The organism is Micromonospora sp. NPDC050695 (genome assembly GCF_040654415.1).
In the GTDB taxonomy this organism is placed as follows: Bacteria; Actinomycetota; Actinomycetes; order Mycobacteriales; family Micromonosporaceae; genus Micromonospora.
Map to the genome: position 1 here is coordinate 24,393 of NZ_JBFAHZ010000053.1, position 13,476 is coordinate 37,868.

Genomic DNA, 13,476 nt, shown 5'->3' on the forward strand with positions numbered 1-13,476 from the left:
CGAGGCGACGGCATGAGCGGTGTCGAGCACCGCTACGAGGTGCGTTCCCGCCGGGAGCGGTACCGGGGGCGGATCTTCGACGTGGTCACCGAGGAGGTGACCATGCCCGGCGGCGGGACCGCCCGGCGTGACCTGGTCCGGCACGTCGGGGCGGTGGCCGTGGTGGCGCTCGACGACGCCGACCAGGTGGTGTTGATCCGCCAGTACCGGCATCCCGTGGGGCGGCACCTGTGGGAGCTGCCGGCCGGGCTGATGGACGTCACCGGCGAGGAGTTGCCGGCGGCCGCGCTGCGGGAGCTGGCCGAGGAGGCCGACCTGACCGCCGGGCGGGTCGACGTGCTCGTCGACCTGCACAGCTCACCCGGGTTCACCAACGAGATCGTCCGGGTGTTCCTGGCCCGGGACCTCGCCGACGTGCCGGCCGACGAGCGGCACGAGCGCCGCGACGAGGAGGCCGACCTGCAGATCGTGCGGATCGACCTGGACGAGGCGGTCGCCATGGTCCTCGCCGGCGAGATCACCAACGCGTCCGCGGTGGCCGGGCTGCTGGCTGCGGCCCGCGCCCGGGACACCGGCTTCGCGGCTCTGCGCCGGGCGGACGCGCCGCTGTCGCGCTGAGCGCCGCCGCCGCCGGTCCAGCCGGCGGGAGTACGCGCGAAAGGGGCCCCGCGGTCAACCGCGGGGCCCCTTTTCCGGTGTCCGGTCGTATCAGTCGCGCAGCGGGCGACCCTGCGCGTCCGTGCCGCCGTTGACCAGGATGAGGATGCCGTCGATGACGCCCCACAGGGCGCCGACACCGCAGGTCACCAGGCTCACGACGAGCTGAAGAACGGCGATCTTGGTGTGTCCGGTGTAGAACCGACCGGCCCCGAAGGTGCCCAGCAGGATGCCGAGGATGCCCGCGACGACCTTGCTCTTGTCGGAGTAACCCGGGGCGTACCCGGGCTGGTAAGGAGGAGTGGTCATGGGCGGTCACATTAGTGATCCACTCGTCCGCTGTCCGCACCGCCACCCGTCAGATGGGACGATAATGGTCGAACACTGTCCTGACGGTTGAGGCGGCGCCGCTCCGCCGGGTCCGGTCGGTGCCCTGACACATCGTCAGGACACCCGACCACCGGATGGCACTGTGCTGGCTCGCGGCGGCGCCGGGCGCGCCTAGACTGCCGCCGGCGGGACCGGTGGACCGCGGTGGCAAAGGGGCCATTGCGGCACCGAGCAGTCGGGGGAGAGCAGCCCCGAAGAGAGGTGTCTGCATCGTGAAGGTCGGAATCCCACGCGAGGTCAAGAACCACGAGTACCGCGTGGCGATCACGCCAGCGGGCGTCAACGAGTTCACCCGCAGCGGCCACCAGGTCTTCGTCGAGTCCGGCGCCGGTGTCGGCTCCAGCATCACCGACGAGGAGTTCGCCGCCGCCGGCGCGACGATCCTCGCCACCGCCGACGAGGTGTGGGAGACCGCTGAGCTGGTGCTCAAGGTCAAGGAGCCGATCGCCGAGGAGTACCACCGGATGCGCGAGGGGCAGGTGCTCTTCACCTACCTGCACCTGGCCGCCTCGAAGGAGTGCACCGACGCGCTGATCGACCGCAAGGTCACCGGCATCGCGTACGAGACCGTCGAACTGCCCGACCGGTCGTTGCCGCTGCTCGCCCCGATGTCCGAGGTCGCCGGCCGGCTCGCCCCGCAGGTGGGCGCCTTCTACATGATGCGTACCGGCGGTGGGCGCGGTGTGCTGCCCGGCGGTGTCTCCGGCGTGTACGCGGCCAAGACCGTCGTCATCGGCGCCGGCGTCTCCGGCATGAACGCCGCCGCCATCGCGCTGGGCCTGCAGTCCGAGGTGCTGCTGCTGGACAAGAACGTCGCCCGGCTGCGCCAGGCCGACGCCATCTACCGGGGCCACCTGCAGACCGTCGCCTCCAACGCGTACGAGGTCGAGCGGGCCGTGCTCGACGCCGACCTGGTCATCGGCGCGGTGCTGGTGCCCGGCGCGAAGGCCCCGACGCTGATCTCCAACGAGCTGGTCTCCCGGATGAAGCCGGGCAGCGTGCTCGTCGACATCGCCATCGACCAGGGCGGCTGCTTCGAGGACTCGCGCCCCACCACGCACGCCGACCCGGTCTACAAGGTCCACGAGTCGATCTTCTACTGCGTCGCGAACATGCCCGGCGCGGTGCCGAACACCAGCACCTACGCGCTGACCAACGTCACCCTGCCGTACGCCCTGGAGCTGGCCAACCAGGGCTGGCGCGAGGCGCTGCGCACCGACCCGGCCCTCGCGCTGGGCCTCAACACCCACGCCGGCCGGGTCACCTACGGCCCGGTGGCCGAGGCACACGGCATGGACGTGCTGCCGCTGGCCGACGCGCTGGCCTGAGCGGTGGCGGTCTGACCGGCACCCCGGCCTCCGCCGGCGCGGACGAGCGGTCCGCGCCGGCGTTGCGCCGTGCCGTGCGGGCCTACCTCGACCACCTCACCGTCGAGCGTGGCCTGTCCGCGAACACGCTCGCCTCGTACCGCCGCGACCTGGACCGCTACCTCGCGACCCTCGCCGACGCCGGCGTCACCGACCTCACGTCGGTCGGCGCCGGCGTCGTCGAATCGCACCTGGCCCGGCTGCGAGCCGGCGACGACGAGCATCCGCCGCTCGCCGCCTCGTCCGCCGCCCGCGCCGCCAGCGCGGTCCGCGGCCTGCACCGCTTCGCGCTGCGCGAGGGGCTGACCGGCGTCGACCCGAGCCGCGACGTCCGCCCGCCCACCCCGCCGCGCCGGCTGCCCCGCGCCCTGGGAGTCGACGACGTGATCCGGCTGCTGGAGACCGCCGGCCCGGTCACCGCCGCCGGCGACGACGTGCCGCTCGCGCTGCGCGACCGGGCGCTGGTGGAGTTTCTGTACGGCACCGGGGCGCGCATCTCCGAGGCGGTCGGCGCCGCCGTCGACGACCTGGACGTCGACGAGGGCACGGTGCTGCTGCGCGGCAAGGGCGGCCGGATGCGGCTGGTGCCGATCGGCGGGTACGCCGTCGAGGCGGTGCGCGCCTACCTGGTGCGGGCCCGGCCCGGGCTGGCCGCGGCGGGCAGGGGCACCCCCGCGGTGTTCCTCAACGCCCGCGGCGGGGCGCTGTCGCGCCAGGGCGCCTGGGGCATCCTGCGTCGGGCCGCCGTCGCCGCCGGTCTGCCGGTCGACGGACCCGCGGCGGTGTCCCCGCACACCCTGCGCCACTCGTACGCCACGCACCTGCTCGACGGCGGCGCCGACGTGCGGGTGGTGCAGGAGCTGCTCGGTCACGCCTCGGTGACCACCACCCAGGTCTACACCCTGGTCACCGTCGAACGGCTGCGCGAGGTGTACGCCACCGCCCACCCGCGCGCCCGGGGCTGAGGCCGCCGGTCGCGGTCGGTCCCGACACGCCGGGCCGGTGCCGAAGCCCCTGCTGGTCGGTGGCGTACAGTCGGCATCGGCGCGGACCTCCTGGGGCGATACGACCGGGGTGCGCAGCGGCGCCGCGAAGGACGTCGGACGGCTCCGACGCCGGGTGGGTCGTCGGGAGGGGGCAACGAGGACATGGCTGGCAACGGTGACCGTGCCGAGACCTGGACGTCGGAGCTCCGCGAGCAGCAGGCCACGCTCGGTGCGGACCTCGGTCCTGCGGATCCGGCGGCCTACACGATGCGCAAGCCCATCCCCGAGCCGATGCCCACCGATCGGCACGGCCCGGCGCGCATCATCGCGATGGCCAACCAGAAGGGTGGCGTCGGAAAGACCACCACCACCATCAATCTGGGCGCCGCCCTGGCCGAGTATGGCCGTAAGGTGCTGCTGGTCGACTTCGACCCGCAGGGCGCGCTCTCGGTGGGTCTGGGCGTCAACCCGCACAACCTCGACCTGTCCGTCTACAACCTGCTCATGCAGGACGACGTGACCGCCGAGGACGTCCTCATCAAGACCGACGTGGCGGGCCTGCACCTGCTGCCGGCCAACATCGACCTCTCCGCCGCCGAGATCCAGCTCGTCAACGAGGTCGCCCGGGAGATGGCCCTCGCCCGGGTCCTGCGGTCGGTCCGTAAGGAGTACGACTACATCCTGATCGACTGCCAGCCCTCGCTGGGCCTGCTGGCGATCAACGCGCTGACCGTCGCGCACGGTGTGCTCATCCCGCTGGAGTGCGAGTTCTTCAGCCTGCGCGGTGTCGCGCTGCTGCTGGACACCATCGACAAGGTGCGCGAGCGACTCAACTTCGACCTGGAGCTGGAAGGCATCCTCGCCACCATGTACGACAGCCGCACCACCCACTGCCGCCAGGTGCTGCAGCGGGTGGTGGAGGCGTTCGGCGACAAGGTCTACCAGACGGTCATCACCAAGACGGTGAAGTTCCCCGAGTCCACGGTGGCCGGTGCCCCGATCACGACGATGGACCCGGCGTCCTCCGGGGCACGCAACTACCGTCAGCTGGCCCGCGAGGTGATCGCCGCCCAGTCGGAGCGGTAGCCGGAACGCCCCGTGTCCGTCTCGTGGTCTACGGTCGTGCGGTGACCGCGCCACCCCTCGACCCGCCCGAGGCCGCTGCGCCAGCCGTGGTCGACGGCGCTCCCTCCGCCGGGTTCACCGTGCGGCTGGCCAACTTCACCGGTCCGTTCGACCTGCTGCTGCAACTGATCGGCAAGCACAAGCTGGACGTGACCGAGGTTGCCCTGCACACGGTCACCGACGAGTTCATCGCCTACATCCGCGCCATGGGCGACGCCTGGGACCTCGACGAGGCCAGCGAGTTCCTGCTGATCGCCGCGACCCTGCTGGACCTGAAGGCCGCGCGGCTGCTGCCCGCCGCCGACGTGGAGGACGAGGAGGACCTCGCCCTGCTGGAGGCCCGGGACCTGCTCTTCGCCCGGCTGTTGCAGTACAAGGCGTACAAGGAGGCGGCGGCGCACATCGCCGAGCTGGAGTCGGTCGGCGGTCGCCGGTATCCGCGGGCCGTCAGCCTGGAACCCCGCTACGCCGAGGCGCTGCCCGACCTGGTCCTCGGCATCGGCCCGCAGCGGCTGTTGAAGCTGGCCGTGCGGGCGATGACCCCGAAGCCGATACCCGAGGTCTCCGTCGCCCACGTGCACATGGTCCGGGTCAGTGTCCGGGAGCACGCGGAGATCCTCGCCACCCGGCTGCGCCGCGCCGGTACGGCCACGTTCTCGCTGCTCTGCGCCGACTGCGAGGCCACCCTCGAGGTGGTGGCCCGGTTCCTGGCGCTGCTGGAGCTGTACCGGGAGGGTCTGGTCGCCTTCGTGCAGGAGCAGGCCCTGGAGGAGCTAACGGTGCGCTGGACCGGCCCGGTCGACGGTGACACCGAACTGCACGTCGACGAGTACGCCGGCACCCCGGCCGACCCGGAGCCGGTGTCGGTCGCGCCGGAGCCGGTGGAGGAGCCCGGTGGACCGGACGGGACGGGACCGACGGAGAGTGAACGCGATGAGTGACGAGCAACGCCCGGACTCGCTGGCCGATCAGGCCGCAGCCTGGGTCCCCCCGTGGGAACGCCCCCGCTCCCCGGCCCCCGAACCCGACAACACCCCCACCGCCCCGCCGAACGTCCCCGACTTGCCGACTCCGGAGGACCTTGACGCTGCCGAGCCGGGCGAGAAGGAGGCGGACACGGGGGAGGCGGGTCGGGCTGCGGACGTACCCTCTCGGTCGGTTGGGGGGCGGCGGCGGGTGACGGCCGCGCCGGAGCCGGCGCCGGAGCTGTCCGACGCCGAGCTGCGCGGCGCGCTGGAGGCCATCCTGCTGGTGGTCGACGAGCCGGTCAGCGAGCTCGTCCTGGCGCAGGTGCTGGAGCAGCCGGCCGAGCGGATCGGGCCGATGCTCGACGAGATCGCCGCCGGCTACACGGCCACCGGGCACGGGTTCGAGCTGCGCCGGGCGGCCGGCGGTTGGCGGCTGTACACCCGGCCGGAATACGCTACGTACGTCGAGCGGTTCGTGTTGGACGGGCAGTCCGTCCGGCTGACCCAGGCGGCGTTGGAGACTCTCGCCGTGGTCGCGTACAAGCAGCCGGTGACGCGTTCGCGTATCTCAGCCATCCGGGGTGTGAACTGCGACGGGGTCATCCGTACGCTGGTGACTCGCGGCCTGGTCGAGGAGTGCGGCACCGAAACGGACAGCGGGGCGTTCCTCTACCGGACGACCACGCTGTTCCTGGAGAAGCTCGGGCTCAACACCGTCGACGAACTGCCGCCGCTCGCCCCTTTCCTGCCCGACGACGTAGAAGAGCTTGCTGATGCGACCCGATAACCGATCCCCGAAACCCGACGCTCCCGTCTTCGAGGGGGCAGAACGCCTGCAGAAGGTGCTCGCCGCCGCCGGCGTGGGTTCCCGGCGCGCCTGCGAGGACCTGATCTTCCGCCGCCGGGTCACCGTGGACGGGCGCGTCGCCAAGCTCGGCGACAAGGTCGATCCGAGCACCGCCGTGATCCACGTGGACGGGGAGCGCCTCCAGGTCGACATTCGCCTGGTCTACGTGGCGATGAACAAGCCACGCGGGGTGGTTACCTCGATGGCGGACGACAAGGGCCGCAACGAGCTTGCCGAGTTCATCGGCAACCGGGTGGAGCAGCGGGTCTACCACGTCGGGCGGCTCGACGCGGACAGCGAGGGCCTGCTGCTGCTCACCAACGACGGCACCCTCGCGCACAAGCTCATGCACCCCTCGTACGAGGTGCTGAAGACCTACCTCGCCGAGGTGGTCGGGCCGATCCCGCGCAACCTGAGCAAGCGGCTGCTGGCCGGCGTCGAGCTGGAGGACGGGCCGGTCAAGGTCGACTCGTTCAAGGTGGTGGACACCCTGGGCAAGACCGCCCAGGTGGAGCTGAGCCTGCACGAGGGGCGCAAGCACATCGTCCGGCGGCTGATGGAGGAGGTCGGACACCCGGTGACCCGGCTGGTGCGTACCTCGATCGGGCCGATCCGGCTCGGTGAACTGCGCACCGGGCGGATCCGGCGGTTGACCAACGCCGAGGTTGCCGCCCTGTTCAACGCGGTGGGTGACTGAGCCCACGGGTTCGGGGTACGGCTGCCGGTAGGCTCCGGAACGGCCGAGGCGCGGCCGTGGGGGTGGCGTGGGTCGCCTCCGGTGGCGGCGCGCGCGGGTCCGCCACGGACCCCGGGCATGATTGATGACGATGGACAACCGCTTGCGGCGCCAGCACCGGGCGATCCGTGAGGTACGGGCTGAGGAGGACACGGTGGAGGAAAACGTACGGGCCGGGCGATGTGTGGTCGCTGTGGATGGGCCGTCCGGTTCGGGTAAGTCCACCGTCTCGCGGCGGCTCGCCGCGAGCATCGGTGCGCGCTACCTGGACACCGGGGCGATGTACCGGGCGATCACGTGGGCCGTTCTGCGCTCCGGCGTGGACCTCACCGACGCCGCGTCGGTGGCGAAGGTCGCCGGCGAGGTGGACCTGCGCATCGGCACCGACCCGCAGGGGTACGCGGTGACCGCCGACGGCGTGAGCGTGGACGCGGACATCCGTGGTCCCGAGGTGACCGGGGCGGTCTCCGCCGTCTCCGCCGTGCCGGCCGTCCGCGAGCTGCTGGTCGCCCGGCAGCGCGAGATGATCGCCAACGCCGGTCGGATGGTCGTCGAGGGCCGCGACATCGGCTCGGTCGTCGCGCCGGACGCCGACCTGAAGGTCTTCCTGACCGCCTCCGAGGCGGCCCGCGCGGCCCGGCGCAGTGCCGAGGACGCCGCCGACGTGGCGGCCACGGCCGCGGACCTGGCCCGTCGGGACCGGCTCGACTCGACCCGCAAGGTCAACCCGTTGGCCCAGGCGCCGGACGCCGTCGTGCTGGACACCACCGAGCTGGGTATCGACGAGGTCGTCGCGCGGCTGCGGGACCTGCTCACCGAGCGGGGAGTGGCATGAGTAGCGATGGCGGTGGGTGGGTCGAGCTGCGTGAGCCTGACCTCGCCGTCGAGGAACCCAGCGGCCCGCAGCCGGTGGTGGCCGTGGTCGGCCGTCCCAACGTCGGCAAGTCCACACTGGTCAACCGGATCATCGGTCGCCGGCAGGCGGTCGTCGAGGACGTCCCCGGGGTGACTCGGGACCGGGTGCCGTACGACGCGCAGTGGAACGGCCGGTCGTTTACCGTGGTGGACACCGGCGGTTGGGAACCGGACGCGAAGGACCGGGCCGCGGCCATCGCGGCGCAGGCCGAGACGGCGGTGCTCACCGCCGACGTGGTGCTCTTCGTGGTCGACTCGATGGTCGGCTCCACCGACGTCGACGAGGCCGCGGTGAAGATGCTGCGGCGCAGCGCCAAACCGGTGATCCTGGTGGCGAACAAGGCCGACAACACCTCCATCGAGATGGAGGCCACCTCGCTGTGGTCGCTCGGCCTCGGCGAGCCGTTCCCGGTGTCCGCCCTGCACGGGCGGGGCTCCGGCGACCTGCTGGACGCCATCCTCGCGGCGCTGCCGGAAGCCCCGGCGATCGTGGAGAACCGGCCACGCGGGCCCCGCCGGGTGGCGCTGGTCGGCCGGCCGAACGTGGGCAAGTCCAGCCTGCTCAACCGGTTCTCCGGTGAGGAGCGGGCAGTCGTCGACTCGGTTGCCGGCACCACAGTGGACCCGGTCGACAGCCTCGTCGAGATCGGCGGCCAGACCTGGCAACTGGTGGACACGGCCGGCCTGCGCAAGCGGGTCGGCAAGGCCAGCGGCACCGAGTACTACGCCAGCCTGCGCACCGCCGGCGCCATCGAGGCCGCCGAGGTGGCCGTGGTGCTGCTGGACGCCAGCGAGCCGATCAGCGAGCAGGACCAGCGGATCCTGACCATGGTGACCGAGGCCGGACGTGCGCTGGTCATCGCGTTCAACAAGTGGGACCTGGTCGACGCGGACCGCCGCTACTACCTCGACAAGGAGATCGACCGGGAGTTGCGCCGCATCCCCTGGGCGATCCGGCTCAACCTGTCGGCCATGACCGGCCGCGCGGTGGACAAGCTGGCCCCGGCCCTCAACAAGGCCCTGGCCAGTTGGGAAACCCGGGTGCCGACCGCGCAGCTCAACCAGTGGCTCACCGCGCTCGTACAGGCCACCCCGCACCCGGTGCGCGGTGGGCGTGCGCCGCGGATCCTGTTCGCCACCCAGGCCGGGGTGGCGCCGCCGCGGTTCGTGCTCTTCACCACCGGGCCGCTGGATGCCGGCTACCAGCGCTTCGTCGAGCGCAAGCTCCGCGAGGAATTCGGGTACGAGGGCAGCCCCATCGAGATCTCCGTCCGCCCGCGCAAGAAGCTCGGCCCCGGCGGCCGAGGCAAGGCACACGGCTAGTCTGCTACGACCGATAAGCCGGATGGGCCATCCCGGCCCATCCGGCTCATCTCTACCCCCACCCTCCTAGGACGCTCCAGGGGTTGTGCGGTGGTTCGCGACCGCCGCGACGCGGGTGGGGCCTGTGCGAACGAGCCGAGGCCGCTGCGCTAAGCTGTACCGGCTGTCGCGGGGGAAACCTTGCGGGGGCGGGACGTGGCGCAGCTTGGTAGCGCACTTGACTGGGGGTCAAGGGGTCGTCGGTTCGAATCCGGCCGTCCCGACGTATATGACCAGGGGATATGCCGACGGAGGCATATCCCCTGTGGTTGTTTCAAGGCTGTGTTGTCGCGTTGCTGTCGCATCGACGCGCGGATCTTGCAGTGCAGCTCAGGCGGCCCGGGCGTCGGCCGCGTCGAGGGCCGTGCAGGTGGCGCTCACGCCGTCGGCGGCGGCGTCGCGGGTGAGGTGACCGTAGATGTCGATGGTGGTGGCCACGTTCCTGTGGCGCAACGTCTTGGACACCACGGCGATCGGCACCCCTTGGTTGATCATGATCGTGGCGGCGATGTGTCGCAGGTCGTGCACCCGAATTGCCGGAAGCCCGGCGTCGGCGGTGAGGCGGCGCAGGTGGTCGAGCACGTACTGCGGCCGTAGGGGTTGCCCATCGGGTCTGGCGAACACGAGGTCGAGATTGTCGCGATGGCGGGCGGTCACCTGTTGCCGGCATTGGCGGCGGCGTTGCCGCTGCAACGCGTCGACGGCGCGGGTGGACAGGGCGACCCAGGCCCGGCTGCCGTGGGTCTTGGGCGCGTTCAACATGCTGCGGCTGTTGTCGACGCTGACCAACGTCCAGCGCACGAACAGTGCCCGCGCATCGAGGTCCACATCGGCCCAGTGCAGGCCGAGAGTCTCGCCTTTGCGCATCCCGGTGCAGACCATCAACTCGAACAGGTCCGCGAGCGGATCCTCAACGGCGTGGCAGTGCCGCAGGAAAACGCTTGTCTGGCTGGTGCTCCAGCAGGTGAGCTCGGGTTCCGGCGGGCGGGGGATCATGGCGTAACGGGCGGCGTTGTGGGGCAGCCGGTGGTTGCGGCGGGCGTCGTTGAGCGCGCTCGACAGGGTCGTCACGCAGCGGCGCAGGGTGACTGGGCCGCGGCCGGCGGCGAGCTCACGCTGGATGAACTGGGTGACGTGGTCGTGAGTGAGCCGCTCCAAGGGCACGGCGCCGAGCGCGGGGATGAGGTCGTTGTGGATATAGGCGGTGTAGCGGTTCACGGTGTTCGTCTTGAGGCTCGGGGACTTGGTCTCAAGCCAGCAGGTGAGGTAGTTGGCGACCGTCTCGCTGTCGTCGAGGCTGACCCCGGCGCGCTCGCACTCAAGCACATGAGAGTGGGCGGCCGAGGCCGCCGCCTTGGTGGCGAAACCGGTACGGCGCATGGTGCTGCGCTTGTTCAGGCTCGGCAGGTCGACGGCGAACGCCCAGCCGCCGTGCCGCGCATTGGACAGCTTGGGGCACCGGGGGCCGAGTAGTCGGCCGGTGCTGTCACGACAGGCGCAGCAGCGGTAGACGCGGCCCCGGTTCGGGTTCTGTCTCATGACGTCCTCCTCGGTAGAGGTGAGCTTCTGCCACCTCTACCGTTGCCCCGTTCGGCTGCGACAGCATCGCGACAACCCCGCATGTCCTCCCTGCTCGTGACGGTCCTACTTGTCGATCCGTCAAGGATGAAGCACTCCCCCGGCGTGCACGAGTAGCGGTGAGAGGAAGTGGTGGGCGATGGTCCCGCGGGCCGCCGCCGTATGAGCGGCAGCCGAGGTGTCATGGCCAGTAGGGACGAAGGACCGGAGTTCGACGCGCTTCTACTGTTCTGAGGGCAACCCGGTCGGGGCAGTGGTGTGGCGGCCTCTTCGCGGCCGGACCCTGGGTCAGCGCTAGGTGCCGGGCCGGCAGCTAGCCGATATCACCAACCCTTCGGCAGGCGTCGGCACTAACGTCCGTAGCAGGTCCGCAGGTACCAGCTGGCTGACCCCTGTCGGCGTACGACTTCAGGTGCCCAGGTAGGTACGGCTGAACGTGCTCAGCCGCTGGCCCCACCTGTGGCCGCTGTCGGTGACGTTGCGTAGCCTTCAAGGCAGAGCCGGCGGTTCTCGGTGGAAGGGGGAGCGGTGGCGCGTACCTGGCTGTCCGTACGGGTCGAGTTGGTCTCTGGTCGTGGCCTCGACCTGTGGCCTCGACCTGGCAGGGTCTTCGCCGCGAGCCGATCACATACGTTCGCCCAATTCGCGGACGCGATCGATGTGGCGTTCGCCCGTTGGGACCTGGCCCACATGCACATGTTCACGCTGGCCGACCAGACCCAAGTCACGCCGCTTGAGCTGTGGGAGGGCGAGGCGCCCGAGGGCAGTATCGACAGCGACCGGACCAAGCTGAGCCGCCTGGGTGGCGGCGAGCAGTTCGCGTACGTGTTCGACTTCGGTGACGACTGGGCGCACCTGTGCACGGTGGCCGAGTCCCGCATCGACCCGCTGGAGACACTCGGCGTCCTGCCCACCGAGCCGATGCCGTACTTCGGGTGGGGTGACTTGCCCGATCAGTATGGCCGGCGCTGGGACGGCGACGACGGCGAGTCGCAGCCGCCGAAACCGCCGAGCCGACCGCTTGCCGAGCTTCCGCCGCTGCTGCCGTGGTGGGGGCCGCGCCAACGCGGACAGTAACGGCCCGGAGCCCATCGGACGATAACCACCTGGGCACGTTCACGCGTACCTACCTGAGCCTCCGAACTCGTACGCCGACAACCCGTGAGCGAGGTTGGATCGATGACGTCCGTGTCACCGAGCACGACCCCGCCGCATCCCAAACCCCCGCCGCATCCCAAACCGCAGTGCTGCCCGACCCTGACCCCCGCGCCGAGCAGCACCGCATCTGTCAGCCCTCCATCGCTGCGACGAGCCGCCGGAGGCCGGCGTGTTCTCGGCGGTTCTCGTGGGTGATCCATTCCTTGCCTTCGGCAGCGATGCCCTCCAGCACGTGCAGGGTGCGTTCGAGGCCCGAGGCGTCGAGGGAGACCTGGGAGGCGATGCGGTCGTCGTCGCCGAGTTCCGGCATGCCTGGCCACTCACCGGTGATCGTCAGCTCGTCCCGGGGATTGTTCGTCAGGGTAAGGGAGAGCTTTTTCTCGCCGTTGCGGGCATCGACGACGTGCGCCGCCACGACCGAGTTGTACTGGTAGGTGAGACGCTGCTGATCGCCGAGTTCCATGGTTTCGAAGTCGAGGGTGACCGTGACCTGGCGGACGCCGTCCTTGGTGAGCAGGAAGAGGAGAAGTTTGTATCGTGAGTAGCGCCAGGGTCCCTTGCTGACCCGGGCCCGCTTGCACCCGGGCACGGGCGCCTCGATGAAGGCGTGCGCTATGACGTCCTGCGCGGCCACGCGGTAGTGCCGCAGCGTGTCCTCGACCAAGATCTTGCGGTCGCAGTCGAGCCAGTGCGCCATCTCCGCGTCGGTCGGCTTCGATTCCAACTTGCGCACCCACCGGTCGTACGCCGCGCGCCGGTCCTCGTAGTCGCGCCGGACCCGGTCTATGTCGTCCCGGTAACGGTGGCCCTCGAGGAGGATCGCGAGCCAGCCCTGGATGGCGAGCCGAGTCCCGGCCACGATTCCGGCCGTCGCGATCACCGTCGTGAACGGCGCCTCGACGAGGGCCTGCCACAGCAGCAGCGGCCCGGTAACCACCAGGGCGAACACCGCGGTGCCAAAAGCGGTCCGCGTCGAGGATGGCACTCGGGAGTCCTCGGGATCCGCGGTCAGCTCACCGCTGAGCCACTGCCGCTTGACATCGCTGGCGAGGAATCTCACTAGCCAGGCGACACGCTTGGCGTCGACCGGTTGCTCCCGGTACAGCTCGACCAGCTCATTACGGAGGGTCTGCCGGATGCCCGCCGTCTCAGCCAGCCACGTCTCCCGGGCTATGTCCGGCGGCAGGTAACGGCCGAAGTAGCGGTCGAACAAGGAGTCCATCGCTGAGGCGAACCGGTCGGACTGTGTGGGAGCACGCCGGGGTGTGAAGGTGAGACGCTGGCGGGCTGCCCGGAGCCTGTCAAGTCAACTGAGACATTTTCTTGATTTTGTTTAGCTTTGTGCTGCTGGTTGGTTAAGCACAGGCGAGGCGGTGGTCTGTGCGGG

At 70.6% G+C, this 13,476-nt stretch carries 13 protein-coding genes and 1 tRNA gene; 11 read left to right on the top strand and 3 right to left on the bottom strand.

Annotated elements, in window-relative coordinates; genetic code table 11:
* Positions 1 to 12: 12 nt before the first annotated feature.
* A complete protein-coding gene (locus AB0H52_RS26805) occupies positions 13 to 618 on the top strand; it encodes an NUDIX hydrolase (RefSeq protein ID WP_151490085.1) in 606 nt (201 codons plus the stop codon).
* A 90-nt stretch (positions 619 to 708) separates the two neighbouring features.
* Here the strand turns inward: AB0H52_RS26805 and AB0H52_RS26810 are convergent, their stop codons facing one another.
* Complete coding sequence (locus AB0H52_RS26810) at positions 709 to 966, bottom strand: TM2 domain-containing protein (protein WP_151490084.1); 258 nt, start codon at positions 964 to 966, stop codon at positions 709 to 711.
* A gap of 293 nt (positions 967 to 1,259) precedes the next feature.
* On the opposite strand from AB0H52_RS26810, the gene ald reads away from it, so the two are divergent.
* The 9 genes from ald (at position 1,260) to AB0H52_RS26855 (ending at position 9,577) form a co-directional block, all read left to right on the top strand.
* Complete coding sequence (gene ald, locus AB0H52_RS26815) at positions 1,260 to 2,375, top strand: alanine dehydrogenase (protein ID WP_151490083.1); 1,116 nt, start codon at positions 1,260 to 1,262, stop codon at positions 2,373 to 2,375.
* An 11-nt stretch (positions 2,376 to 2,386) separates the two neighbouring features.
* On the top strand, positions 2,387 to 3,379 hold the full coding sequence (locus AB0H52_RS26820) for a site-specific tyrosine recombinase XerD (protein WP_357950867.1): 993 nt from the start codon (positions 2,387 to 2,389) through the stop codon (positions 3,377 to 3,379).
* A gap of 183 nt (positions 3,380 to 3,562) precedes the next feature.
* Positions 3,563 to 4,486: a ParA family protein gene (locus tag AB0H52_RS26825; RefSeq protein WP_088990243.1), complete on the top strand. Its 924-nt coding sequence runs from the start codon at positions 3,563 to 3,565 to the stop codon at positions 4,484 to 4,486.
* Positions 4,487 to 4,527: 41 nt separating this feature from the next.
* The gene (locus tag AB0H52_RS26830; RefSeq protein ID WP_225854511.1) at positions 4,528 to 5,466 is read left to right on the top strand and encodes a segregation/condensation protein A; all 939 of its coding nucleotides are present in this window, start codon (positions 4,528 to 4,530) and stop codon (positions 5,464 to 5,466) included.
* Positions 5,459 to 6,280: an SMC-Scp complex subunit ScpB gene (gene scpB, locus AB0H52_RS26835; protein ID WP_357950851.1), complete on the top strand. Its 822-nt coding sequence runs from the start codon at positions 5,459 to 5,461 to the stop codon at positions 6,278 to 6,280. The genes AB0H52_RS26830 and scpB overlap by 8 nt, the downstream gene beginning before the upstream one ends.
* Positions 6,267 to 7,037, top strand: coding sequence for a pseudouridine synthase (locus AB0H52_RS26840; protein ID WP_151493117.1), 771 nt, complete (start codon positions 6,267 to 6,269; stop codon positions 7,035 to 7,037). Before scpB ends, AB0H52_RS26840 begins: the two co-directional genes overlap by 14 nt.
* A gap of 193 nt (positions 7,038 to 7,230) precedes the next feature.
* Entirely contained in the window at positions 7,231 to 7,911 is a 681-nt protein-coding gene (cmk, locus tag AB0H52_RS26845; RefSeq protein ID WP_151493119.1) for a (d)CMP kinase, read from the top strand.
* On the top strand, positions 7,908 to 9,314 hold the full coding sequence (gene der, locus AB0H52_RS26850) for a ribosome biogenesis GTPase Der (RefSeq protein WP_151493116.1): 1,407 nt from the start codon (positions 7,908 to 7,910) through the stop codon (positions 9,312 to 9,314). The genes cmk and der overlap by 4 nt, the downstream gene beginning before the upstream one ends.
* Before the next feature lie 189 nt (positions 9,315 to 9,503).
* A tRNA-Pro gene (locus AB0H52_RS26855) sits at positions 9,504 to 9,577 on the top strand.
* A 106-nt stretch (positions 9,578 to 9,683) separates the two neighbouring features.
* Here the strand turns inward: AB0H52_RS26855 and AB0H52_RS26860 are convergent.
* Entirely contained in the window at positions 9,684 to 10,892 is a 1,209-nt protein-coding gene (locus tag AB0H52_RS26860; RefSeq protein ID WP_357950854.1) for a tyrosine-type recombinase/integrase, read from the bottom strand.
* Positions 10,893 to 11,459: 567 nt separating this feature from the next.
* Between AB0H52_RS26860 and AB0H52_RS26865 the strand changes: the two genes are divergently transcribed.
* Positions 11,460 to 12,008, top strand: coding sequence for a hypothetical protein (locus AB0H52_RS26865; protein WP_357950857.1), 549 nt, complete (start codon positions 11,460 to 11,462; stop codon positions 12,006 to 12,008).
* A 211-nt stretch (positions 12,009 to 12,219) separates the two neighbouring features.
* Here the strand turns inward: AB0H52_RS26865 and AB0H52_RS26870 are convergent, their stop codons facing one another.
* Positions 12,220 to 13,311, bottom strand: coding sequence for a hypothetical protein (locus tag AB0H52_RS26870; RefSeq protein ID WP_357950860.1), 1,092 nt, complete (start codon positions 13,309 to 13,311; stop codon positions 12,220 to 12,222).
* Positions 13,312 to 13,476: the final 165 nt, after the last annotated feature.

Bases quoted from the DNA above. Each gene is read 5' to 3' on its own strand.
- AB0H52_RS26805 (WP_151490085.1), top strand. From the start codon at position 13: ATGAGCGGTGTCGAGCACCGCTACGAGGTGCGTTCCCGCCGGGAGCGG.
- AB0H52_RS26810 (WP_151490084.1), bottom strand. From the start codon at position 966: ATGACCACTCCTCCTTACCAGCCCGGGTACGCCCCGGGTTACTCCGAC.
- AB0H52_RS26825 (WP_088990243.1), top strand. From the start codon at position 3,563: ATGGCTGGCAACGGTGACCGTGCCGAGACCTGGACGTCGGAGCTCCGC.
- scpB (WP_357950851.1), top strand. From the start codon at position 5,459: ATGAGTGACGAGCAACGCCCGGACTCGCTGGCCGATCAGGCCGCAGCC.
- AB0H52_RS26840 (WP_151493117.1), top strand. From the start codon at position 6,267: ATGCGACCCGATAACCGATCCCCGAAACCCGACGCTCCCGTCTTCGAG.
- der (WP_151493116.1), top strand. From the start codon at position 7,908: ATGAGTAGCGATGGCGGTGGGTGGGTCGAGCTGCGTGAGCCTGACCTC.
- AB0H52_RS26860 (WP_357950854.1), bottom strand. From the start codon at position 10,892: ATGAGACAGAACCCGAACCGGGGCCGCGTCTACCGCTGCTGCGCCTGT.
- AB0H52_RS26870 (WP_357950860.1), bottom strand. From the start codon at position 13,311: ATGGACTCCTTGTTCGACCGCTACTTCGGCCGTTACCTGCCGCCGGAC.